14 protein-coding genes and 1 pseudogene are annotated in these 23582 nt (G+C 55.6%); 7 read left to right on the top strand and 8 right to left on the bottom strand.

All coding sequences use genetic code 11. The features are described from left to right. Positions 1 to 25: 25 nt before the first annotated feature. From ACOTXR_RS10355 to ACOTXR_RS10325, 7 genes are all read right to left on the bottom strand, one after another. Positions 26 to 1213 carry an NAD(P)/FAD-dependent oxidoreductase gene (locus ACOTXR_RS10355; RefSeq protein WP_200923703.1) on the bottom strand — a complete coding sequence of 396 codons (1188 nt, stop codon included), beginning with the start codon at positions 1211 to 1213 and terminating at the stop codon, positions 26 to 28. After that, complete coding sequence (locus ACOTXR_RS10350; protein ID WP_058689846.1) at positions 1210 to 2136, bottom strand: VOC family protein; 927 nt, start codon at positions 2134 to 2136, stop codon at positions 1210 to 1212. Before ACOTXR_RS10350 ends, ACOTXR_RS10355 begins: the two co-directional genes overlap by 4 nt. A 78-nt stretch (positions 2137 to 2214) precedes the next feature. After that, on the bottom strand, positions 2215 to 3003 hold the full coding sequence (locus ACOTXR_RS10345) for an IclR family transcriptional regulator (protein WP_058689847.1): 789 nt from the start codon (positions 3001 to 3003) through the stop codon (positions 2215 to 2217). Positions 3004 to 3015: 12 nt separating this feature from the next. Continuing rightward, entirely contained in the window at positions 3016 to 3765 is a 750-nt protein-coding gene (locus ACOTXR_RS10340; RefSeq protein ID WP_023337747.1) for an SDR family oxidoreductase, read from the bottom strand. Continuing rightward, a complete protein-coding gene (locus ACOTXR_RS10335; RefSeq protein ID WP_058689874.1) occupies positions 3765 to 4787 on the bottom strand; it encodes an aromatic ring-hydroxylating oxygenase subunit alpha in 1023 nt (340 codons plus the stop codon). The genes ACOTXR_RS10340 and ACOTXR_RS10335 overlap by 1 nt, the downstream gene beginning before the upstream one ends. 10 nt (positions 4788 to 4797) lie before the next feature. Further along, a complete protein-coding gene (locus ACOTXR_RS10330; protein WP_058689848.1) occupies positions 4798 to 5106 on the bottom strand; it encodes a recombinase-like helix-turn-helix domain-containing protein in 309 nt (102 codons plus the stop codon). Further along, positions 5103 to 5426, bottom strand: coding sequence for a Rieske (2Fe-2S) protein (locus tag ACOTXR_RS10325; RefSeq protein ID WP_058689849.1), 324 nt, complete (start codon positions 5424 to 5426; stop codon positions 5103 to 5105). The genes ACOTXR_RS10330 and ACOTXR_RS10325 overlap by 4 nt, the downstream gene beginning before the upstream one ends. A 415-nt stretch (positions 5427 to 5841) precedes the next feature. Here ACOTXR_RS10325 and ACOTXR_RS10320 point away from each other — a divergent pair, with 415 nt between their 5' ends. Beyond that, the gene (locus ACOTXR_RS10320) at positions 5842 to 7053 is read left to right on the top strand and encodes an MFS transporter (protein WP_058689850.1); all 1212 of its coding nucleotides are present in this window, start codon (positions 5842 to 5844) and stop codon (positions 7051 to 7053) included. A 3-nt stretch (positions 7054 to 7056) separates the two neighbouring features. On the opposite strand, the gene speB is transcribed toward ACOTXR_RS10320, so the two are convergent. Beyond that, positions 7057 to 7977, bottom strand: a complete 921-nt coding sequence (gene speB, locus ACOTXR_RS10315) for an agmatinase (RefSeq protein WP_002434404.1) — start codon at positions 7975 to 7977, stop codon at positions 7057 to 7059. A 412-nt stretch (positions 7978 to 8389) separates the two neighbouring features. Here speB and ACOTXR_RS10310 point away from each other — a divergent pair. The 6 genes and pseudogenes from ACOTXR_RS10310 to ACOTXR_RS10285 form a co-directional block, all read left to right on the top strand. Continuing rightward, positions 8390 to 9069 (top strand): annotated as a pseudogene (locus ACOTXR_RS10310) (fimbrial protein). Between the two features lie 54 nt (positions 9070 to 9123). After that, a complete protein-coding gene (locus ACOTXR_RS10305; RefSeq protein ID WP_014885177.1) occupies positions 9124 to 9861 on the top strand; it encodes a fimbrial biogenesis chaperone in 738 nt (245 codons plus the stop codon). A gap of 29 nt (positions 9862 to 9890) precedes the next feature. Next, on the top strand, positions 9891 to 12464 hold the full coding sequence (locus ACOTXR_RS10300; protein WP_058689851.1) for a fimbria/pilus outer membrane usher protein: 2574 nt from the start codon (positions 9891 to 9893) through the stop codon (positions 12462 to 12464). Next, positions 12461 to 13456 carry a fimbrial protein gene (locus ACOTXR_RS10295; RefSeq protein WP_014885179.1) on the top strand — a complete coding sequence of 332 codons (996 nt, stop codon included), beginning with the start codon at positions 12461 to 12463 and terminating at the stop codon, positions 13454 to 13456. Before ACOTXR_RS10300 ends, ACOTXR_RS10295 begins: the two co-directional genes overlap by 4 nt. A 17-nt stretch (positions 13457 to 13473) precedes the next feature. Then, positions 13474 to 15207: a ShlB/FhaC/HecB family hemolysin secretion/activation protein gene (locus tag ACOTXR_RS10290; protein WP_023337753.1), complete on the top strand. Its 1734-nt coding sequence runs from the start codon at positions 13474 to 13476 to the stop codon at positions 15205 to 15207. 14 nt (positions 15208 to 15221) lie between these two features. Further along, a partial coding sequence (locus tag ACOTXR_RS10285) for a hemagglutinin repeat-containing protein (protein ID WP_421767029.1) occupies positions 15222 to 23582 on the top strand: 8361 nt, incomplete at its 3' end.

Genomic DNA, 23582 nt, shown 5'->3' with positions numbered 1-23582 from the left:
CTCTCCCCCTACGGGTGCGGGTTAGCTATCGCAATGACATCAGTGAAAAAGTCGGGTCGACGAGCGGTACGTCCGATAAATCCCGCCCTGCCGCCATCCAGCGTTTCGCCAGCTTGACGGTGCGCGCATCGTTAAACGCCACCAGCTGCGTCAGTCGCCCGTTTTCATCCAGCGAGAAAAAGAGCGAATCTTCACGCGCTATCGTGTTGCTGCCCGGCTGCGGAATGCCGAGGATCTGAATATTGTGCTGGTATTGATCCGACCACAGCCACGGCGCGTCGTCGTAGCCTGGCGCATCGGGGTTGAGCATCGCTTTCGCCGTCGCCACCGCCTGATTCTGGGCAAATGCCCACGACTGAATGCACAAGCCGTAGTGGTGATGCTGAGCCACATCGCCAGCCGCAAAGATGAACGGATCCGAGGTACGCCCCTGAGCGTCCACCACGATCCCGCGCCCGGTATGAAGCCCCGCATCGCGCGCCAGTTCCAGATTGAGATCGACGCCGATCCCGACCACCACCGCATCAAAGGTTTCGCGCTGGCCATCACAGTGAATAACCGGCAGGCCATTGTCGTCCTCCAGCTCCAGCGCGCCGCAGCCGGTACGGATGTCGACGCCCTGTTCGCGATGGATGGCCGCTAAGCGTTGCGATACTTCTCCGCTCACCGACCGCATGCACAGCGCGGGCTGCTGCTCGAACAGCGTGACCGCCACGCCGTTTTTGCGCGCGGAGGCGGCAATCTCAAGGCCGATCCAGCCGCCGCCCACAATCGCCAGGGTTTTACTCTGCGCCAGACGCCCCTTCAGACGCTGCGCATCCTGCCAGTGGCGCAGGGTATAGACCTGCGGATGCACCGCCCACGCCTCGCCCGGCAGACGCGCCCGCCCTCCGGTGGCGATCAAAAGAATGTTGTAACTAAGATGCGTACCGTTGCTTAAACGCACCGTTTTTGTCTGACGGTCGATCTGCTCCGCACGCAGTGGGCGGTACCAGGTCAGATCCAGCGCCTGCTGTGCCTCTTCGGAAAACAGCCGCGGGAGCGCCGCGTCAGGCTCCAGCAGAGAAGCCTTCGACAGCGGCGGACGTTCATAGAAATCCCACGCTTCTTCCGCCACCACGCAAATCTCGCCCTCGAAGCCCTCGTCGCGGAGGGTTTTTGCCGCCCAGCCGCCCGCCTGACCGCCGCCGATAATGACAATGCGCGACGTCATACCGCCTCCGGCTTTTTCTGCTGACGGCGCGTGTCGTGGTCGATGCCGCCTTCCACCGCCCATTCGGTGAAGGAGACCAGCGAATGCTCCAGCTCGCGCGGCTGCCAGTTTTCGGTCAGGTAATCATCATTGGTGTAATACTCAAACGCGCCGCCGGTCGGGCTGTTGACGTACCAGAAATAGGCCGACGACACCGGATGACGGCCCGGCCCAATAAACGTGCTCCAGGCGTTTTTATTCATCGCGATACCGCCGCCGATCACCTCGTGGATGTCGCGCACCGTAAACGCAACGTGGTTTAGCCCGCGCTTGCGGTTCGGTAATTGCAGCAGGAACAGGTTGTGATGGCCGCCGCGCACGCCGCAGCGCAGGAATACGGCGCGGTTGATGTAGCGGTCAGAGACCTGGAAGCCGAGCACCTCGCGATAAAATGTCTCCACCGCGGCCAGCTCCTCAACGAAAAACACCACATGCCCGACGTTAATCGGCTGGGCGTGATCGTAGACCGGGCTGGGGGTGTCGATTCGGCGAGCGTCTCCCCACTGGTTAATCGGCTCAACGTTCAGCTCCACGTCGGTCTGCTGGCTGACCTGCACGCGCAGCGTCATGCCGTTCGGATCGCGGCACTCCAGGGCGTCGCCCACTTCACGAAAGCCAGGCTGCCCGGCAAGCTTCGGGCGCAGCGCATCGAGGTCTGCCGGGGTGGCCACCGCCCAGGTCATACGGCGCAGGGTGTTGCCCGCTTCAAAGGCTGGCGGCAGGTCGGGGCTGTCAATCGGATTAAGCTCCACGCGCGCGCCGCTCAGGGTGGTAAAACGCTGGCCGCTGGCATCGCCCGTCAGGCCAAAATCACGCATAAATTTGGCGCAGTGCGTCAGGTCTTCCACGCCAAATTCCAGCTTTTCAATTCCGGTTACACTCATCGTTCGTTGCCTCATCTGGCCCAAATTGGGCGTAAAACATGCCCGACGCACTGAAGCGCCTGACGTTAACTCACTGATTTAACTGGCCTGTGACAGGTACCCTAAGAAGCCAGAAATTTTATCTGCCGCGAGGCGAACCTCGTTCTGGAGCCGCTCGCGGTCGGTCTGCGGGATCTCCTCCGACGGCACCAGAATGCTGACCACCGCCGTCACGCGCTGGCTTCGGTCATACACCGGATAGACGATGGAAGAGATGCCGTGGCGGAAGAAAGACTCGCCAATCACATATCCGCGGGCTTTGTCCTGCTGCACCATCTGCCACAGGGCTTCGCGGTCGTGAAGCTGCCCCGGCGTGTTGCCCGGCAGCCGCTCGTGCGGGAACAGCTGTTCAAAATCGGCGCGGGAAATATCGGTCAATAACATGCGCCCAAGCGAGGTACAGTGCACCGGCAGACGGGTGCCAATGCTGACCTGATTGATACGCGACCCGGCGGCGCTGACGCGGGCAATGTAAATAATGTCGCGTCCGTCGCGGATCGCCAGATGGCTGCTGCACTGGCTGACATCGCGAAGCTGCTCGATCACCGGCTGGCCTACCTGCGCCACATCCAGCGAGGCGATGTACTCAAAGCCCAGACGCAGCACGTTCATGCCCAGCGAGAAGGTATTGGTGCGCGCATTGCGCTCCAGAAAACCCATATACTCCAGCGTCTGCACCACGCGGTAGGCAGTGGCCTTCGGCATATCCACCAGCCGATGTAGCTCGGCAAAGGTCAGCTCGCGATGCTGCTCGCCGAAGGCCAACAGCAGCTGCAAACCGCGTTCAAGCCCCGGCACCAGATACTTCACTTCCTGATCGTTTGCCATAATCGCCATACCTTAGTTAAAGACAAAACCGCCGTTGACCGGGATCAGCTGCCCGGTGATAAACCGCGACAGATCGCTTAAGAGCCAGACCACGCTGCCGGTGACATCCTCCGGCTGCTGCGCGCCCGTTAACGCGCGGCCATTTTCGTAGAGCTGATGGCGTTCGGCGGGCACATATTCGGTGGCCTCGACGCGGGTCAGCCCCGGCGCGATAGCGTTGATTCGAATGCGTTTTTCCCCCAACTCGCGCGCCATTGAGCGGGTCATCGCAATCACCGCCCCCTTACTGGCCACGTAGGCCATCAGGCGCGGCGCGCCCCACAGCGCGGTATCGGACGCCACGTTCACAATCCCCGCCCCTTCGCGCAGCAGCGGTACGGCGGCACGCGTCACCAGCCAGGTGCCCTTGACGTTCACGCTCATCACCCGATCCCAGAGATCCGGATCGTAATCCAGCATGTTTTTACCGCCCACGCCGGTCGCCATTGCCGCGTTGTTCACCAGGCCGTCAATCTGCCCCAGCTTGCCAATGGCGCTGAATACCTGCTCGATGGACTGCGGATCGGCCAAATCGATAACGTGCGATTCGGTTGCATACCCTTGCTCGTTCAGACGGTGGGCGCTTTCGGCCAGCTCGCCTTTGAGGATGTCGCACATCACCACGCAGGCACCTTGCGCAGCGCAGGCGCTGGCAAAGTGGTAACCCAGCCCGCGCGCGGCGCCGGTCACGACGATGCGCTTCCCGCTCAGCAGTCCGTTCATCAGGCGGCTCCCTGCTGCGCTTCGCGCATCGCCAGCTGTTCTTTCGCGGCCTTTTGCATCATGCGGCGCAGGCGCGAGAGCCCGACGTCGTGCTGGTAGAGGTATTCATGGTCACGGGCATTTGGCGCCAGGCTTTCCAGCACCACGCGGTCCTGCTCCAGCACTTCCCAGTGCAGTTTTTCCAGACGATTGCGGTACATAAAGCGCCACATATCGCGCTGCCAGCCCTGCACGCGGCGAATGCGCCAGAAGAAAACGCGGCAGTTGTCGTTATCTTCCGGCACCACCATGCCGACGATAAAGAAATGGCCGCCCGGTCCGAAACGCTTCTTATACGGAATGGAGAGACGCATCCAGCAGGTGCCGCTGTTGCCCAATTCCACCCAGTCGAAATTGACGCCGCTCTGCCCCTTTTTCTCGAAGATGAAGCCGGTTTTGGTCGGCTGAAGCACCATGTCGGCCTTGCGATCCCCTTCTGCCATCGAATGTGACGACGAATGCAGATAGGTGCCGTGCATCGGGTCCATGACGTTTTCCAGCGCGTACTGGTAATTGCATTTCCACGCGGCGGTGCAGAGGAAGTTGCTGAAACTGTCCGTGTCGGCGAGCTCGTCCGGGAAAGTCAGCTCGTCCGGCTGCTGGTCAGCAGTGACGCCGAACCACAGGAAAATGGCGCCGTGCGCCTCCTGCACGTTATAGCTGCGCACGCACTGCTGGCCGACCAGCGGGCATTTGTCCACGGCGGGCACATCTTTCACTTCGCCATTGCCCGCCACTTCCACGCCGTGGTACCAGCAGGCAATACGGTCCCCAAGGTTCCAGCCCATCGACAGGCGTGCGCCGCGGTGCGGACAGCGGTCTTCCAGCGCCTGCACCTGGCCGTGTTTATTGCGCCAGACCACAATCTGCTCGCCCAGGCGGGTAATCCCCACCGGCGCGGACTGCACTTCCCAGCTCGCCAGTACCGGATACCAGAGGCCGCGCAGACCTTTATCCAGATAGTTTTGTACGGTAGTCGTCATCGCGTTGTCCTCAGTAGCCATTAACCTGTAAGAATGCCTGGAAGCTGGCGTCGCTCCAGGGCTTGCCCTGCTGGTCGTGCATGCGCACCGCGTTCAGCCCGTTCACCAGCTCCGGCAAGGTTTCAACGCCCTGCTCGAAGAGATCTTCCAGCGTCGCGATCAGGTTCATCTCCCAGTTTTCCGGCTCGCGGCTGCGGGTTTGCCAGATCAGGTTCTGGTAATCGCCTGGCTTATGAATGGCACCGTTACCGCCTTCTGCAGGCGGAGTAAACTGGCGGCTTTCCGGCAGCGCCGGGTTGTAGTTTAGGGTGTCGCTCATGCCACGGTCTCCTCGACGAAGGTAATCTGGATTTGGTTTTCAAAGACCCGAACCGGGTAGCGGTTAAGGTTGCGACCACCGGGGCCATGCAGGCACTGGCCGGTTTTGACGTCGAACACCGCCTCGTGTAGCGGGCATTCCACCTTGCCATCTTCGATGAAGCCCTGGCTCAGCAGGGCATATGCGTGCGGGCATACGTCTTCCAGCGCGTAATATTCACCGTCAATCAAATAAACGCCGATCTCTTTACCGTCGACGTTGCCGCTAAAAGGGAAATCTTCCTGTACTTGTTCTGCGTCACATACGCCTATCCAGCTCATCACGATCCTCCAGGCTTTTGTTTCATATATGAAACTCTGTTTCTTATTTAATACGGTCAATATAAAAGCGATGAATGTTTCGTCAAGCGCGAATGTGACGAATTTGTTAACCAGGAGGTAATTAATTAACTAAGTGTGCAAAGGATCACGAAAAAATGCAGCGATATGAAATTTTCATTATTGCCGCGTGAAAGAATACGATTTTTCGATAGTCTAAAATTTCAAAAAACAGATATTGACTTCTTTTCTTTTTGCTCATTAAAAATAAAAAGGTGGCACGTCATCGTGTTTCACCTGTGAAACTTATTTTTACTTTATTCTTAATAAACAAAGAGTTTCACAGGTGAACCATTTTACACCCGTGACAATCACCCTGATAAAAAATATTCACACGCGCAGACATAAGGCAGGCATCATGACGGCAAGATGGCAAGGTACAATTGCACTGTTATTACTCATCATTATTTCCTACATCGACCGTGTGAATATCTCGGTAATGATTTTACACCCGGAATTTGCCGCACATTTTCAGTTAAATGAAAACAGAATGTTACAAGGAATGCTCATGACCTGCTTTCTGCTGGGTTATGGTTTTTCGGCTTTATTATTAACGCCAGTTATTGAAAGCAAACTTCATTATCGGCAGGGATTATTAAGCAGCATTGCGATTTGGGCCGCGGTCTGTGCGATTTCGCCCTTGCTCGGCTCGCTGATGGGGATGCTCATTGCGCGCGTGATTCTGGGGATTGCGGAGGGGCCGCTCTTTTCATTAAAAACGCGCTTTATCAGCGAGCGCTTTGACGCAGAAGAGATCGGCAAACCCAACGCGGTGACCGCGCTGGGCGTCTCGCTCGGGCTGGCGGTAGGCTTTCCACTGATCACCTGGCTGATGGCGCATCTGGGCTGGGCGGGATCGTTCTACGCGTTGGCCGTCATGAATCTTGTGCTGGGTGGCGGGTTAATCTGGCGCTTTCTGCCTGCGCCCCAGAGCCGGGGGAAGATGAAAAAGCCGGGATGGGTGCAGACCTTCACCCTTGCCCGGCAAACGCCGCTGCTGGGCTGGATCCTGTTGGTTGAAATCGCCACGCTGAGCTATCTCTGGGGGAGCAGCGCCTGGCTGCCCGCATGGCTGCGCGATGAACATCACTTCTCACTGCATGCTACGGGCCTGCTTGCAGCCATTCCCTTCCTGCTGAGCCTGGGATCGAAATTTTTGGGCGGCGTGCTGCTCGACAAAATGCGCCCGGAACAGGCACCGGTGCTGTTTGTGGTGGGAGGCGCGTTAACGGCGCTGTCCGTGGTCGCGCTGATGCTCAGCCATCAGCCTGTCTGGCTGGGGATGTTTATGTTGTCCGCCAATGCTTTCTGGGGACTTCAGGGAGCTGCGATCCCTGCGGTGATCCAACATCATGCCGCGCGGGAAGCGGTGGGTAGCGCGTATGGGATCATTAATGGCATAGGGAATATCTGCGCGGCGTTTATTCCGCTGCTGATGGGGGTGGTGATGAAATCGGTCGGGTCGGTCAGCTCTGGCTTTTCGGTCCTGGTCGTGTCGCAGGCGATCACCCTGCTGGCCGGAGGAATGTTGCTGCTGCGCATGCGTCGCGCAGCAGCAATCAGCGCCTAAGGCTTATTCGCCTTTTTTCGCCGCCTGAATGTAGAGCATTTCCAGTGCCAAGGTCGCTGCCGCCAGGGCCGTGATTTCTGACTGGTCATAGGCTGGCGCCACTTCCACCACGTCCATCCCGACGATGTTCAGATCCTTCAGGCCACGCACCAGCTTGATGGCGCGGTCGGACGTCAGGCCACCGATCACCGGCGTACCGGTGCCTGGCGCAAAGGCAGGATCCAGGCAGTCGATGTCGAAGGTCAGGTAGACTGGCATATCGCCGACGATCTGCTTCACCTGCGCGATGATGTCATCCACGCCGCGATCGTTCACCTGGCAGGCATCCAGCACGGTGAAGCCGTTGTCTTTGTCGAACTCAGTACGAATACCGATCTGCACGGAGTGGTTCGGATCGATCAGGCCTTCGTTCGGTGCAGTGTAGAACATGGTGCCGTGGTCAAACTCGCAGCCGTTCGCGTAGGTGTCGGTATGCGCATCGAAATGGACCAGCGCCATTTTGCCAAAGTGTTTCGCGTGGGCGCGCAGCAGTGGCAGAGTCACAAAGTGGTCGCCACCGAAGGAGAGCATACGCTTACCGGCAGCCAACAGTTTCTCGGCGTGGGCCTGCAGCTTTTCGCTCATCTCACGCGCGTCGCCGAAGGCATACACGAGGTCTCCGCAGTCAACCACGTTCAGGCGCTCGCGCATGTCGAAGTTCCACGGGAAGCGGTTATGCTCCCAGGCCAGGTTGGTGGAAACCTGACGGATCGCCGCCGGGCCATGACGTCCACCGGCACGACCCGAGGTTGCCATATCGAACGGCACACCGGTGATCACCCAGTCAGCATCGCTGTCGTAGGGCTGGAAGTTCATCGGAAGGCGTAAAAAACCAAACGCGTTAGATACCAGAGAGTTGTCGTACTGATGACCTAAAGTGCTCATGTCCTGACCTCTTAAAAGTCGTTGCATTAGATACAGATGAAAAAAAATCCCCTCCGCGTCGTTAAACCCGACGAGGAAGGGATTGATGTCCTTACTGCTTTTGCCTAATGCTAGCCTCTGAAACGTGAAGATTCAAGCTCACTTTTCAAAACATAAATCAATTGTGTTGCCAGACTTTTACGGCCCCTAATTATTCACCATGCCGATAAAATTCATTTTTAGAATTGATATTATCTTAAGCCCCCCATTTCTTCGCATTATTTGCGTTTAAAAGTTTGAAGCAAAACTTAATTCATAAATTAAATAAATATACCATTTTAAAACTAGGAATATATTTAGGCCTGGCCGATAGCGGTGGAGGAGATGACCTCTATACAATAGCCCCCCCCAATGAAATGATATGGATATTTTTATGAAGAAGTTATCTAAGCTGGCAATCCTGGCCGTTCTTTCAACCATCGGTACCGCCGCGGCAGCAGAAGATGGCACGATTACTTTTGAAGGTACTATTAGCGACGCAACCTGTACTATTACCGGCGGTGACGCACAGGGCGAATCTGAAAGCCCTGATTTTACCGTTCATTTACCTTCTATTAGGGAAGGTGCGAATAAGTCACCAAACGCAAAAAAACGCCTATGTAAGTGATTGAATTTAATTGACTAAAAGTTTCATTTTCGTTGCGGAGGGTACTTATTCGCACCCTCCTTAGTACAACCGCGCTTGCAACGGATGGACAGCGCGCAGGTGATACCCCATTCCACATTACGTTAAGCGGCGCAAACTGCACCAATGGCAAAGTTGCCAGCGTATTCTTCGAACTGGCGCAAAGCACCAATATCGATGCCACCACCGGTAACCTGAAAAATACCGTGGCTAAAGCGTCAGGCGGAGCGGAGAAAGTTCAGGTTGGTTTACTGGATTCTTCAAAAGCAAAACTGAACCTGAATACTGCAAACGATAGCGCTAAAACCGTTACGGTTGCCGGTAATACGGCTCGCTTTGATTACTGGGCACAATATGTGGCGACGGGTGGTGCATCTACTGCCGGTCAAGTCTCAACCGACGTTGTGTACTCCATTAAATATCAGTAATCGCGCGCACCGCGGGTTTATCCGCTAAAAGTATCACCTAAAGGATTAGGCCAGATGTTAAAAAAACTTGTTATATCTTCTGTATTCATGATGACGCTGGCCTTTTCCTTTGCGGCCAGTGCAACGATTCAAATTATGACGACCCGCGTGGCATTCAACGCCGGGGAGAAAGAACAAACGATTCGTATTAATAACGTCAGCAAAGCGCCTGAACTGGTTCAGGTGTGGCTTTCCAGCACCGATAAGAGTGACGGCATCGCCAAAGAAGATTTGCCTTTCTTTATCACCCCACCGGCGGCCAGAATTAACGGCCAAAAGGGGAAAGTTTTCCGCATATTCCAGACGGAAGGCGCCGCCGCGAAATATCCAAAAGATCGTGAAACGGTTCTGTGGCTCAATGTCCTGGATATTCCGCCTGAAATGGCGGAAGACGTAGATAAAAATCAGCTAAAGATGGCGTTCAGAACGCTGATTAAATTTTTCTATCGCCCGGTTGGTCTGAAAGGTAATCCGATGAAAGCGGCGGATGAATTAACCTGGCAATTAAAAAAAGCAGCCAACGGTTATGACGTCGTTGGAACAAATAATTCGCCTTTCCATGTAAGCATGACAAATGTCTGGCTCAGAGATGCTCAGGGTAAAGATGTCATGATTGATGGCGAGATGATCGCGCCATATAGCACGCTGGTATATCACTTCCCGCAGGTTAACGCCGTGCAGGGGAAAGGGACATTCCAATACAATTATATTACCGATCTGGGTGCCTATATTAAGCGCACGTATAACTTCTGATTAGTAATCATATTGACCAGGACGGTGATATGTCGATGTTTTACAAGAAAACTAACATTCTGCGGGTGATTAGTGGCTTTGTCATTTCGGTGGCCATTGCGCCACTCGCAGTATATGCCAGTGATACCAGTAAGCCGATGACATTTTCTCGTGGGTTTATGAAGTATTACGATAGCGGAATCGATCTGACACAATTTGACGGCGTTGAAAAAATACTGCCGGGGAAATATACGCTTGAGGTTTACAGCAACCTCAAGCCGGTTAATACCTGGACCGTTACCTTTGTGGCTGCAAATAATGAGCAGGGATTCAACGCCTGCATGACGCCCGAAATGGTCGTCCGCTTTGACGTCGACACATCAAAACTTCCCCCCGACTGGAAGCAGAATACCTGCATTATTCTCCCTGAGCTGATTAAAGGCGCGACGGTTAATTATAATGCGGTAGAAGAACAGCTGGATGTCACGATTCCTCAGGCAATGCTGCTGAATACGCCTGCGGGTTACGTAAGCCCGGAGTTATGGGATAACGGCGTACCGGCGCTGATGTCCTCCTATACCCTTAGCGCCACCAGTTCACGTTATCGCCCCGCTCAGGACAACGCGACCTATCTCTACAGCAATTTGCACAACACCCTCGCACTGGGGGCATGGCGTTTTACGACCTACGACAGCCTGAGCTCCGGCAGCGACACGGAAAATACCGGCGTACAGCATATCCAGGCCTATGCAGAGCGGGCCATTGCGCCGCTGCAATCGCAGATAGTGCTGGGCGATCTGAACACCACCGGTGATTTTTTTGACACTACCGCCCTGCGTGGCGTTCGTCTCGCCACGGACGATCGCATGCTTCCCGACTCGGTACGCAACTATGCCCCAGTGGTGCGCGGCATCGCCAACAGCAACGCCACGGTGACCATCAAGCAGGCTGGCAACACCCTGTATGAAAAAGTGGTGCCGCCTGGGGAGTTCGCCATCAGCGATCTCTATGCGACCGGCTATAACGGCGATCTTGAGGTCACCGTTAAAGAGACAAACGGCAAAGAGTCCTACTTCGTGGTCCCCTACTCCAGCGTGCCGCAGCTGCTGCGCGAAGGTTACTCCCGCTACTCTGTGGCTGCGGGTGAAATCCGCGATACCTGGCTGAAAGAGGATCCGAAAGCGGTTGAGGGCACGTTTCAGTACGGCTTATTCAATAACTTTACCGGCTACGTTGGCGGACAGAGCGCGTTCGAGGGTGATTATGCGGCGCTGATGACCGGTTTTGCGATTAACACCCGTCTGGGCGCATTAGGCGTAGACGTGACGCGCTCTTTCACCCGCTTCGAGGGGCAGCCGGACACCGCAGGCTGCGGCACGTTCTGCAATATGAGCCTGCGCATTAGCCTGGCGAAGACCCTCCCGACAACCGGGACGAACTTCAGCCTGATTGGCTATCGCTACTCCAGCGCGAATTTCTACTCCCTGAGCGACGCGGTCAGCCTGAAGCGCTCGATTGAAGCCGATGAAGAAGACTTTCTCCCGGAACGCTATCGCGAGCGACTGGAAGCCAACATCAACCAGACGCTTCCCGCCGGTTGGGGAAGCTTCTACGTCAGCGGGTTTGTGGGCAACGTCTGGAATAACGAGCAGGGCCGGAATGAAAAGTCGAACTTCGTGCTGGGCTACAACAACCAGTTTGGCATCACGACCTGGGGGATCTCCCTTGGCCGCACCAATAACGACGATGGCGACCACGAAGATACGCTCTACCTGAACGTGAGCATGCCGCTTGGCCACCACTACGAGAAGCAGGCTCGCCTGGGGGCCAACTTTAGCTATAACAGCGAAGAAGCCAACTTCCGTACCTCGCTGAACGGCTCCGCCGGGGAACGCTCACAGTTTGGCTTTGGCGGCTATTTCAGCCAGTCCAACACGCCGGAAACTAACTTCGGCATGAACCTCTCCTACACGGGCGAGAGCGCCTCGGGCGGGATGACCTACAGCCAGTCCCGGGACTCCTTTATGGGAGGGGTCAACCTGAACGGCGGCGTGGTGGTGCATGAAGGCGGCATCAACTTTGTGCCAACCCTCGCAGACACCATTGGCATCGTGGAAGCAAAAGGCGCAGAAGGCTCCCGCATCTACCCGGATTCCCAGGCCGTCATCAAAGACAACGGCTACGGCATTGTCGGGTATCTGGTGCCTTACAAGTACAACGAGGTGTACGCCGACCCGAAAGGCACCGCGTATACCGTCGAGGTCGACGACACCCGCCGAACCATCGTGCCAACCTCCGGCGCGGCAGTGCTGATCAAAATGGACACCCAGGCCAATCGCCAGAGCTTTGTGCGCTTTATGCAGCCTTCCGGCGAAGTGATCCCATTTGGTGCGTCGGTACTGGACGAATCGCACAACGCCATCGGCATGGTCGGTCAAAACGGCGTGGCGATGGTGGCGCTTAAGGAAGGCCAAAACGTCTTTACCCTCCAGTGGAAGAAAAATAAAAAGCCCGCGCAGTGCGGTGCGCGTTATGTGAAGCAAGGCACTGAGGACCGGCCAACCGAGGAAGAAGCGTTTAAGGCTATTGAAATTACCTGTATCAATAACGGGGCAACACCATGAAACGGATTTTTACGGCTGCGCTGATTCTTTTATCCACGGCGTTTATCTCTTTAACGTGCAACAACGCCTATGCGGCGTTGTGCACCCTCACGTCCCCGTTGGCGACGCTGAATATCATGGACGACATCACGCTTAACGTCATAAAGCAGCGTGAAGTCGGCAAGGTTTTATGGAGCAAAACCTATCAGGTACCGGACGTCAGCTACACCTGCGACGCGTCCACCCAATCTTCATGGCATTCAAGCTATTCGCGAAGCTATATCCGTTCGCAGATTGATCATGTCTATAACACCGAAATCCCGGGGATAGGCATTCGCATGCGGTGGCCCACGCAGACCGAATCTTCATGGCTGCCGGGTAACTCGGGTTCGCCGACCACGTGCTCCACCGGTTGTGGAGTGAAAAACAGTACGGTTCTGGTGGAAATGGTCCAGACCGGCTCGATGCCTGAAGGGGAATACTTTATTCCAGCGGGTAAGGTGGCGGAGGCACTGGTGATCCCGTCCGCCGATGAAAGCGAAAAACTGCCGATTATGGCCATCAACTTTGGTGTTGCCATTAAGGTGGTGACCGCCTCGTGCTCCATTTACCCCTCAGCGACGAACGTCGATTTAGGCACCTATAACATCGCCGATTTTCAAAACGACGATACTTTTCAGGGCGTTAAAAAAGACTTCAGCATCACCGTGGGCTGCCCTTCTACGGAACAAATTGGCATCACCTTCAACTCCTTAATTAACACCCCTTTAGGCGCGTTGACCGGTGTGATCGGCGTTGAAAGCGGCGATGGCTATGCAAGCAATTTTAGTATTCGCCTTTTTGAGAAGAACTCAACCGCGATCACGCTGGGTAAGGAGAAGGTCTATACCGCCTCCACGCTCACGAAAAACTATCAGGCACAAATCTATGTTGGCGGCGGGGTCGATCGTAAGACGGCCCTCACCCCCGGCAAAGTTGTCGGCGCCGTTCAATACACCGTTGTCATTAAATAACGCTCAGGGAGAGAGTGATGCGTTGTCATTTTAAAATCAAAAACGTCCTGTTTTTACTGCCTTTATTACAGGTGGCCCATGCCGCCATACTGCCCTCAGTTCAGAACAAGCAGGAACTTGACCGCCTGGAGCGGCAGAGTAACCAGTATCTGATTGAAGAGGCGAAAAGAACGGAAGCGTTGCTGCAACAGCAGCGCGCAATTCGCGGCGAAGACGCGGAGACCGGCCTGCCGGCAAATTCATCGTGGAAGTTCAACGTAACCCGGATCGAGATCCTCGACGATCATCTGTTCGACGGATCGCCGCAGCGCGAGGAGATCGTCCAGCGTTATCTGGGTAAGGATCTGGGTAAATCTGACATTTTCACCTTAGTGAAAGAGTTAACGGATTTTTATATTTCCCGTGGCTATGCCACCACTCTTATCAGCATCGACCCCGGCAACATCAAGAGCGGTACGCTTAAGCTTCGCGTGCTGTGGGGAAAGATTAACGATTTTAAGGTGAACGGCCAGACACCGGGCCTGCGTGATAGCACGCGTCTTTTTACCGCCTACCCGTTTGCCAAAGACAAGATCCTCAATATGCAGGATGTCGACCAGATGGTTGAGAACCTGATGCGGGTCTCGGAGAGGGATAATATTAGCGTTGAACCCTCAATCATTAATGGCTATTCCGATCTTAACCTGATTCATCAGCCCTCATTTCCGATTGACGCGGCGGCGGGGTTAAATAACTCCGGGAGCAAATCAGAAGGCTGGCAGCAATATTACGGCAGCCTGACGGCAAAAAATATTGCCGGATTAAACGACATTTTTAATGCGTATTACTCCTGGAACGATCTGAAAAATAATAATGATAAACAGGACTCCTGGTCATTTAGCTACAGCGTGCCGCTGGGCTATTGGGGGTTTGATACCAGCTATTACAAATCCGAATACGAAAAAGGCATCGACGGCGGCTTCGGCATTTACGATTCCGATGGCACGTCGGAGCGTGCATCCCTGCGTATCAGCCGCATGCTGATGCGTGGCGCGACGGGCAAAACCAGCGCCTGGATGAAAGTCGAACGCCGGGATAACTACAACGGCATCGAAAACGCGCGCATTGACGTTAGCTCAAAAACCTACACCTCGCTGGCGTCGGGCCTGACCTACGTTGGCGCCATGGGCGGTGGCTGGTTCTATGGCGATCTGAGCGTCACCGCGGCGGTGCCGTGGTTTGGTTCAGCCCGCGACGGCGATAAAGACCTTGAGGGTTTCGACGTCGATTATCTGAAATACAACGGCATTGCCTCCTGGACGCGCCCGCTCGCTAAGTTTGGCCGACTCGGCATGACCTACGAGCTGAACAGCGGTTTTCAGTACACGCCGGATGTGCTGGTGAGTGATGCCAAAGTGACTATCGGCGATGAATACACCGTTCGTGGTTTCAAAGACGATAACGTGATGAGCGACAGCGGCGCGTGGATTGCCAATAGCCTGCAATTTCCTTTCGATATTGGACTGGCCGGTATTTACCAGCTGACGCCCTATATTGGCTACGACGTTGGCTTCACAAAAGATAATTGCCCGAAAGGCGTCAATGTCTGCGACAGCCAATTCATGATGGGCGCATCAGTGGGCGTTAAAGCCACTGGCAGCCATTTCTCTTCCTACGTTATGGCAGGGTGGCCCGTTAAAAAACCAGACTCAATGGAAGAAGAAACCGTCGATAACACGGTGGTTTATTACAAAACGGAAATTAACTTCTAACAAAGGGAAGAATAATGAAAAACAAAAACACACGCAGCGGAAAAATAACCACGCGCAATTTGCATAAGCGGCTCTGCCCATTATATCTGTCTTTGGCCGGCATTTTCTCGGCCCCGGTCGATGCGGCAACCACGCCTGATAATCGTCAGTCGAAAGGCCCTACCATGGGCCAGGCGGCCAACGGCACGCCCGTGGTGAATATTGCCGATCCTAATGCGAAAGGCATCTCCATGAATAAATTCAACGAATTTAACGTTGAAAAACAGGGGATGATCTTTAACAACAGCATGCAGGACGGCGTAACGAAAATTGGCGGCTATGCGGTAAAAAACGCCCAACTGCAGCACGAAGCCAGCGCCATTATCAGCGAAGTAACGGGTGCGAAAGCGTCCTACATTAACGGCACGATGGAAGTTTTCGGTAAAAAGGCCGACATCATCATTGCCAACGAAAACGGCATTAGCGTAAACGGCGCAACCACCATCAATGCCAACAGCCTGACCCTCAGCACCGGTAAAGTGCAGGCAAATAACGACGGTTCCTATAAGCTGGCGGTCGAAAAAGGGGCGGTATCCGTCACCGGTCAGGGCATTAATACCGACGGGCTGGGCTACTTTGACATCGTTAGCCGCAGCGCGCAGCTGGAAGGCGAAATTGCCGGTAAAGCAGACATCAAAGTGCTGGCGGGCCAGAACGACTACGACCTTGCGACCCGTAGCCACACCGTGCGTAACAAAGGCGACGGACGGGGTCCGGCCGTGGCTATCGACGGTAGCGCGCTTGGCTCCATGTACGGCGGAAAGATCCAGCTAATCAGCACCGAATCCGGGGCGGGCGTCCGTCATGCCGGCGGCATTATCGCCAGCAGCGATCTCGAGATCAGCGCGGATGGCGACATTACGCTCGCCAGCCTGTCGAGCGAGAAAAATATGTCGCTCTCCGGCAAGAATATCACCCTGAACAAATCCACTTCCGGCGTTCAGGCAAAAAACGACATTATCATGAACGCCCTGGCGGGCATCACGCTGAATAACGACGTGATCGCCTCAACCGGCAAAATCCGCATTGATGCCAGCTCGCTGGTGCAAAACGCCGCCTCGCTGGTAACCAACAGCACCACCACCACCGTTCCGGCGATTCAGATTAACGTCGCGGGCCAGTATACCCTGAACGGCAAACTGCAGGCGCTGGATGCCAACGGTAAGATCATTGCAAACGGCGTCGTGACGCTGAAAAACGGCGATTTCGTCGTGAAGGTCAACGGCGTTGAAGTGCCGTTTGCCTCGCTGATCTCGGATACCCAGGTGATCAGCCACAGCGGTGACGTACAGATTACCGCAGGCAGCATGAATAACGGCGGCGGCAGCGTCCTGGCGAAAAAAGGCACCCTGCAGTTCACCCTGAAAGAGGCCTTTGTGAACAGCGGCTCCGTCAGCGCCACGGGGGACCTGACGATTGCGTCCGGCTCACTGAAGAACGACGGCGTGCTGTACGCATCCAATAACCAGACGCTCCGCGTCGGCAACCTGGACAACAACGGCCGCATCTTCGCGGAAAAACGGCTGGTGATGAACGCCAGCGCGCTGAACAACCGTGGAAACATCGGTGCGACCACTGACGCACTGCAGGTCACCACGACCGGCAATTTGACCAACAGCGGCACCCTCGTGGGTGATGCGGCAGCCGTCAGCCTGAACGTCGGCGGCGACGTCGACAACAGCGGTAACATCATCAGCAACGAAAAAGATGTCTCCCTGACTGCCAGCGGTAAATCCATCAAGAACCAGGGCAAAATCGAGGGGAAAAACGTTACCCTGACCGCGTCCAACGCCGACGCGACGCTTGAAAACAGCGGTACGCTGAACGCCAGACAAAAAGCGCAGGTGAAAGCGGCGAAGCTGAATAACAACGGCGGAACCCTGAGCGCAGCGGGCGATGTTGCGCTGAACGTCAGTAAGCAATTAAATAACACCCACGGCGGCGAGATCCTGGCGGGAGAAAACCTTACGCTGGACGGCGCGCAGACGACTGCACTGACCAACGACAATAGCCGGATCCAGGGGAAAAACGTCACCCTGACCAACATGTCCACTCTCACCAACACGGGCGACGCCGTTCTGCTCGCGAGTGGGGCGATGGATCTGTCCGGCACAACAACGCTGACCAACTCGGCCTCCGGCATTCAGGCAACGTCCATCCTGCTGGACCACATCGGCACGCTGAATAACATCAGCGATGCTACCCTCTACAGCAGCGGCAATCTCACTCTGTCCAACATCGGTACCCTCACCAACGATGCGTCTCAGATGGTTGCAGACGGTGCGCTGGCGATGCTGAACATCACAAACGTATCCAACACCAACAGCGCCGCGATCGTCGGTAGCGGCAGCGTAACAATCAGCAATGTGGATACGCTCAACAACAGCAACAGTGCGGTGATCCAGTCTGAGCATGCCCTCAGCATCAACAACGTGGGTACGCTGAACAACAGCACTGACGCGGCGCTCCTCGCCTCGGGCAACATGACCCTGGACGGTGTGAATACGCTGAACAATGCCTCGGTGATCCTCAGCGATGGCAGCATTACGGTGCAGAACGGCGACACGCTGCACAATAACGGCGTCGTGCAGGCGGGCACCGATCTGATTATCCGCAATATCCGCAGCCTGATGAACGACGGGAGCGACCATGTGCTCATGGCCCTGCGGAACCTGACGATCGAGGATGTGGATTCCCTGACCAACTCCAGCCAGGCGGTGATCACGGCCAGCATGAACACGGTGCTGAACGCCGTTGGCGTACTGACTAACCTCTCCGGTGGGGTGATTCAGGCCGTTGATGGGGCGTTAACCGTCGCGGCAAATTCACTCCTCAACAGCGGCAGTGAAAATGGTTCGAATTCGACTCTGGTGGCGGGCGGCGATGTGACCGTGACGTCAGAGAATGTGACCAACGAGAGTGGCGCGGCCATTGTCTCGACGGATAACAACCTGACGCTGAACGTGAAGAACACCCTTAACAACAGCGATGAAGCCGTGCTCGCAGGGGCAAAAACGACCTCGCTGAATGTTCAGACAGGCAACATCAAAAACACCACTGAAGCAGTCATTGCGGGCACGAATATTGCTGTTGCGACCAAAAACCTGCAAAACGATGCCAACGCCTCCATCATCGCCGACCGGGATCTGCAGCTGACTCTCGCCAGCCTGAACAACACGGCCGGTATTCTTGAGGCCGGACGCGATCTCACGCTTAGCGTCGACAACAGCCTGACCCTCGACGCCAATAACCAGAATATCTACGCCGGACGCGCGATGGCGATCGCCACGCACGGCGACTTTACCAATAGCACCCAGATGGAAGCGATTGGCGATTTGACCGTGAATGCAGACGGTAATTTCACCAACGCCGTCTCTATCGTGACCGGAGGCGATCTCAACGTCACCGCGGGCAATATCACCAACAATGCCGGTAGCCTGCTGTGGACGATGGGCGATATGAGTCTGGAAGCCCGTAACGGTACTTTCTTCAACGGCGTGTCGGGTAACGTGCTCAGCATGGGCGATATGTCGATTATCGCGAAGGAGATCCATAACCAGGCCGGGATCATTCGCGCTGAGAAGGACGTGAATTTAGACGCGGAATCCATCAGAAACGAAAGTAGCTATACCGGCGACGAAATCTCCATGACGGGTTATCAGAACGCCAGTGCGGTATATAGCACCGTTGAGCATCTCGCGACGAAATCTAACACCATGATTAACTTCTCAATGCCGGTTGTGACCTCGGGATTGAGACTGGATCATCAGGCCGAGATCAGCGCGGGCGGCAACATTAATATCAACCAGCGCAATATCTACGATAGAAAACAGATTACAAACAAAGGTGGTCTGATTCAGGCGGCGAAAGATATTACGGTTACCGGTGATATCTACAACTCACCGGAATACGGTGAAATGTCCATTTATGATTATCTGCAGCTGCCGTTAGAGATGCAGGGCGGGCTCACCTATCAGTGGCATTTAGGCGCCTATCATACGTCAACGTGGAACTTTGATACTCTTTACCAGTTCCTCGACTTCGAGTTTGGCAATGGCGCAGCGGCCGGTAAGACAGGCAGTGATGACCCTGAAAAAGCGCTCTGGTACAACGCCGTCGTGATGACCGGCAACGAGTCCACGCTTTTCAACAAAATGATGTCCGACATCTTCGGTGAAACCTGGCAAACCACCGACTACGGTACAATGTGCGGTATCTGGGCGAGCGTAACAGCCTCCAATAATGAGGCATTAAAAAACAATAAAACCTACTTCGTTCCTTCTGAAAAAGGTGAGATCACCGCGGGCGGTAACTTTACGCATAACGGCGGCACGCTGGATAACGGTATTGCGGACGCTGGGGTGATTAACAGCCACAGCGACGTAAGCGATATCGACGTGGGTGAATACACCGTGGATACGGTCATTGCCGGTTACGATGTCCAGGTGAATACCAAAAAAATTGACGAGCTGGCGATGGGCATTAGCCCGATGCCAACCATCAAGGATATGGTCTCCATTCCGGGCATGTTTGAAGTCTCAACCGACTTTAAGAAAACCGCCGAAGCGGAAAAAAATGGCACGGCTTATCCGGGGCCAGCCAACAATATCGTTCCGATCTTTGAAACGCGTCCGTCAATGATCGATCAGAGCGCTTACACAGGATCGGATTACTTCTTCGATCAGGTGGGCTATGACCCGCAGAAGCCGGTTAACGTTATTGGTGATAACTACTTCACCTCAGAATTGATCCGCCGTGAGATCAACAGCTCGGTGGGCAGTTTCTTTTCGATCCGTGATGGTCTGGAAGGCGACGCGCTGGTGCAGGCCCTGATGGACAATGCAGGCGTGGCCGCACAGGACAGCGAGCTGGGGCTGGTTGTCGGTCAATCCCTGACCGAGGAGCAGCGCAACGGACTGGACGCCGATATCGTCTGGTTCGTCAATCAGACGGTGAACGGCGTGGACGTGATGGTCCCGGTCGTGTACCTGTGCCCTGAAACGCTTCGTCAGATGGAGAGCGGAGACGTTAACGGCGGCACCGCGACCGTTCATGCCGGTGGCGATATGAACGTCGACGCGAACAGCATCAATAACGCCAACGGTACAATCTCATCCAAAGGCGACATGACGCTGGTCTCTGATGGGGATATCAACAACGTTAGCAACGGCATGAGCGCGGGTATCTCTGCGGGCGGCGACATCAATATGTCCAGCACCAGCGGCAATATCAATAACAACGGCGCGGCGATTAACGCTGAGGGCGACGTGAACATGTCCGCAGCTCAGGGTGACATCACCATGACGGCCAGCGTAGGGCGCGATGAGAGCGGCAAGCAGGTGATCCACGCCTTTGAGGACGGCGTTACCGCAGGCGGCAGCATTAACATGGAGGCTAAATCTATCACCTCCAACGCGTCGGATATTACGGCGGGTCAGGATGTAAGCATGAAGGCCACCGACGGCGACGTCACCTTCAATGACCTGCATGAAATTGACGCCACGCGTATCATTGATAACGACGTCAGAAGCGCGCTCAACTACACGATGTCTGATACCTCAACCACCACGGGCAAAGCCATTGGCGCGAATGTTTCCGCTGGCGGCAACATGAGTATCGAGGCCAAAAACGACGTGGTGATGGAAGGAGGGACCTACAACGCCCAGACCGGCAGCATCACCGCTGAAAATGACGTGACGATCAAAACGTCCCAGGACGTTGCTCACGAAGAACAGCACAGCTCGTCACGCGAGTTTGTCATCAGCGCGGGCGTCAGCGGCGGCGGCCAGTCGGTTAACACCAGCTACGGCACCATGGACGGCGGCAGCACCGAAACGACCTCCGGCGACTATGTCAGCGCAGGATCAGAATCCGATACCTCTGCAATCGGCAAGAAGCCTGGCCGTGCGCCGGTGAATGATACGGCTGGCTTCACGTTTGGCATGAGCACCTCCAGTGACTCGTCCGTCACCGACAGCAAAAAGAACACCAATGCCGCAATCAACTTTGGCCAGTCCGGGACGATTGAAGCCGGTAAGACCGCTGACATCGGTGGGGCGGATCTCAGCGCGGGCGATGCCCTGACCATCAACGCCGAGGACGTCGCGACCACGAAATATGAAGATGAGATGAAAAACACCTCATCCCATAAAGCGACGTCGTTTGGTATCACGGGCGAAGCCCACAGCACCCTTGTGGATACCTTTGATAAAGCCGGTAACCTGATTGAAAAAGGCACCGAAGGCCAGTCTGCCAACGCCGGAACAACGGCTGCGGAAGTGCTGGGCGAGGCCTCTAATCTGCTGCTCAACGATCTGGCTGGCGGTTCCGTTACCATTGGCGGCAGTTCGTCTAAATCGCACTCAACCTCCACCTCCACGGCGGAAAACATTAATCACATCAGCGCCAATAACGTTTCGATCAACACCAAAAAAGACACCACGTTGAACGGAACAGACATTAGCGGCCAGAATGTTGAAATTAACGCAGGCGGCGATGTGAACATGAATGCGGCGAAATCCACATCCAGCTACAGCAACACCACCGAGGAGCACTCGGCGGGCATCTCGGCTGGCGTGGGCGTGGATCTCTCCGGCGTGAGCGGCGGCGCGTCCGTCGACTACAGCGGCAGCAAAGAGACCGGAACAGGCAACAGCACCAGCTACACCAACAGCACCATTACGGCAGGCGACGTCAAAATTAAGTCCGGCGGCGACATGACCATGAGCGGTGCCAACATTGATGCCAATACCGCGGACGTGGATGTTGCAGGGGATATGACCGTGAACTCCCTTCAGGATACGGTTCACACGGACAACGAGCGTGCCAACTGGGGTGTATCCGTCGGTGTAGCCGTGTCGACGAAAGGCGTGATGCCTACCGGGGCCGTTAACGGCGGCGGCGGCTCAGAGGCTTATGACTCGGCAACCACCGCGAAGCAGTCCGGCATTCACACCACGGGTGACGTGCAGGTGAAAACCGGCGGCGACCTCAACATGGCGGGGGCTAATATCGTCTCTGATAATGGCACCGGTAACGTCAACGTTGCGGGCAATATCAACGCCAAAGACCTGCAAGATACCGTTGAGCAGGACGGCCTGTACGGCGGTGGCGGCGTAGGTATCGGTGGTCTGCCGGGTAAAAAAGGCGGCATTCCATCGGCTAACATCTACGTGGATACGGTCGATGAGATCCACCGTAACGAAACGCAGAAATCCACCATTTCCGTGGGGGGCACCACCAGCAAAGGTACGACTGGCGAGATCAACACCAACAAGGATGAGATGTCCGTTGTCACCCGTGACGAAAAAGAAGCGGGCAACAATATCTCCTATACCCTTGCGGATCCTGGCATCGGTAAGAAGAAAAAAGGCAGTTACGACGTCGATACGCCGAGCGACCACCACAATAGCGGCTCGTCGAAGCATTCGAGCGATGGCACCAGGAAGAAAGAGGTTACGCCAGCGAAACCTGCGCACAGCGAAGATGTGCCAGCCGTTACGCCGTCGAAAGCCGACAATCTGAAGCCTGCGCCGAAACCGGCTGACAGTACGAAGAAGACGGATACCACCCCGTCTAAAACCGCGCACAGCGAAGAGGCACCTGCCGTTACGCCGTCGAAAGCGGACGATCTGAAGCCTACACCAAAACCGGCTGACAGCGCGAAGAAGACGGATACCACCCCGTCTGAAACCGCGCACAGCGAAGCGGTGCCTGCCGTTACGCCGTCGAAAGCGGATGACCTGAAGCCTGCACCGAAACCGGCTGACAGCACGACGAAGACGGATACCACCCCGTCTGAAACCGCGCACAGCGAAGCGGTGCCTGCCGTTACGCCGTCGAAAGCGGATGACCTGAAGCCTGCACCGAAACCGGCTGACAGCACGACGAAGACGGATACCACCCCGTCTGAAACCGCGCACAGCGAAGCGGTGCCTGCCGTTACGCCGTCGAAAGCGGACGATCTGAAGCCTGCGCCGAAACCGGCTGACAGCACAACGCCGAAGAAAAAATGGGACGTTCCAAATACGAATTACCCAACGCTTTCTCCGGGTTCTGCAACCGGTAAAACCGGCAAAGATATGCCGAAAACGCCTGAGCACAGAAAGTGGAACGGCGACATGACCAACGGTGTCACGCCGTCGAGCAACCCGAAAGGCACCGACGTCAAGCTCTCGCCGGGTTCGTCCACCGGTCAGACCGGCATGGACATGCCGAAAACGCCTGAGCACAAGCAGTGGAACGGCGACATGACCAACGGTGTCACGCCGTCGAGCAACCCGAAAGGCACCGACGTCAAGCTCTCGCCGGGTTCGTCCACCGGTCAGACCGGCATG

The sequence above is a fragment of the Enterobacter cloacae complex sp. IR53030 genome (genome assembly GCF_049238365.1).
GTDB classification, from domain to species: domain Bacteria; phylum Pseudomonadota; class Gammaproteobacteria; order Enterobacterales; family Enterobacteriaceae; genus Enterobacter; species Enterobacter kobei.
The sequence above is the reverse complement of the archived record's forward strand: the minus strand, read 5'-3'. Positions and strand labels throughout refer to the sequence as shown.

Bases quoted from the DNA above. Each gene is read 5' to 3' on its own strand.
- ACOTXR_RS10355 (WP_200923703.1), bottom strand. From the start codon at position 1,213: ATGACGTCGCGCATTGTCATTATCGGCGGCGGTCAGGCGGGCGGCTGG.
- ACOTXR_RS10350 (WP_058689846.1), bottom strand. From the start codon at position 2,136: ATGAGTGTAACCGGAATTGAAAAGCTGGAATTTGGCGTGGAAGACCTG.
- ACOTXR_RS10345 (WP_058689847.1), bottom strand. From the start codon at position 3,003: ATGGCAAACGATCAGGAAGTGAAGTATCTGGTGCCGGGGCTTGAACGC.
- ACOTXR_RS10340 (WP_023337747.1), bottom strand. From the start codon at position 3,765: ATGAACGGACTGCTGAGCGGGAAGCGCATCGTCGTGACCGGCGCCGCG.
- ACOTXR_RS10335 (WP_058689874.1), bottom strand. From the start codon at position 4,787: ATGACGACTACCGTACAAAACTATCTGGATAAAGGTCTGCGCGGCCTC.
- ACOTXR_RS10330 (WP_058689848.1), bottom strand. From the start codon at position 5,106: ATGAGCGACACCCTAAACTACAACCCGGCGCTGCCGGAAAGCCGCCAG.
- ACOTXR_RS10325 (WP_058689849.1), bottom strand. From the start codon at position 5,426: ATGAGCTGGATAGGCGTATGTGACGCAGAACAAGTACAGGAAGATTTC.
- ACOTXR_RS10320 (WP_058689850.1), top strand. From the start codon at position 5,842: ATGACGGCAAGATGGCAAGGTACAATTGCACTGTTATTACTCATCATT.
- speB (WP_002434404.1), bottom strand. From the start codon at position 7,977: ATGAGCACTTTAGGTCATCAGTACGACAACTCTCTGGTATCTAACGCG.
- ACOTXR_RS10305 (WP_014885177.1), top strand. From the start codon at position 9,124: ATGTTAAAAAAACTTGTTATATCTTCTGTATTCATGATGACGCTGGCC.
- ACOTXR_RS10300 (WP_058689851.1), top strand. From the start codon at position 9,891: ATGTCGATGTTTTACAAGAAAACTAACATTCTGCGGGTGATTAGTGGC.
- ACOTXR_RS10295 (WP_014885179.1), top strand. From the start codon at position 12,461: ATGAAACGGATTTTTACGGCTGCGCTGATTCTTTTATCCACGGCGTTT.
- ACOTXR_RS10290 (WP_023337753.1), top strand. From the start codon at position 13,474: ATGCGTTGTCATTTTAAAATCAAAAACGTCCTGTTTTTACTGCCTTTA.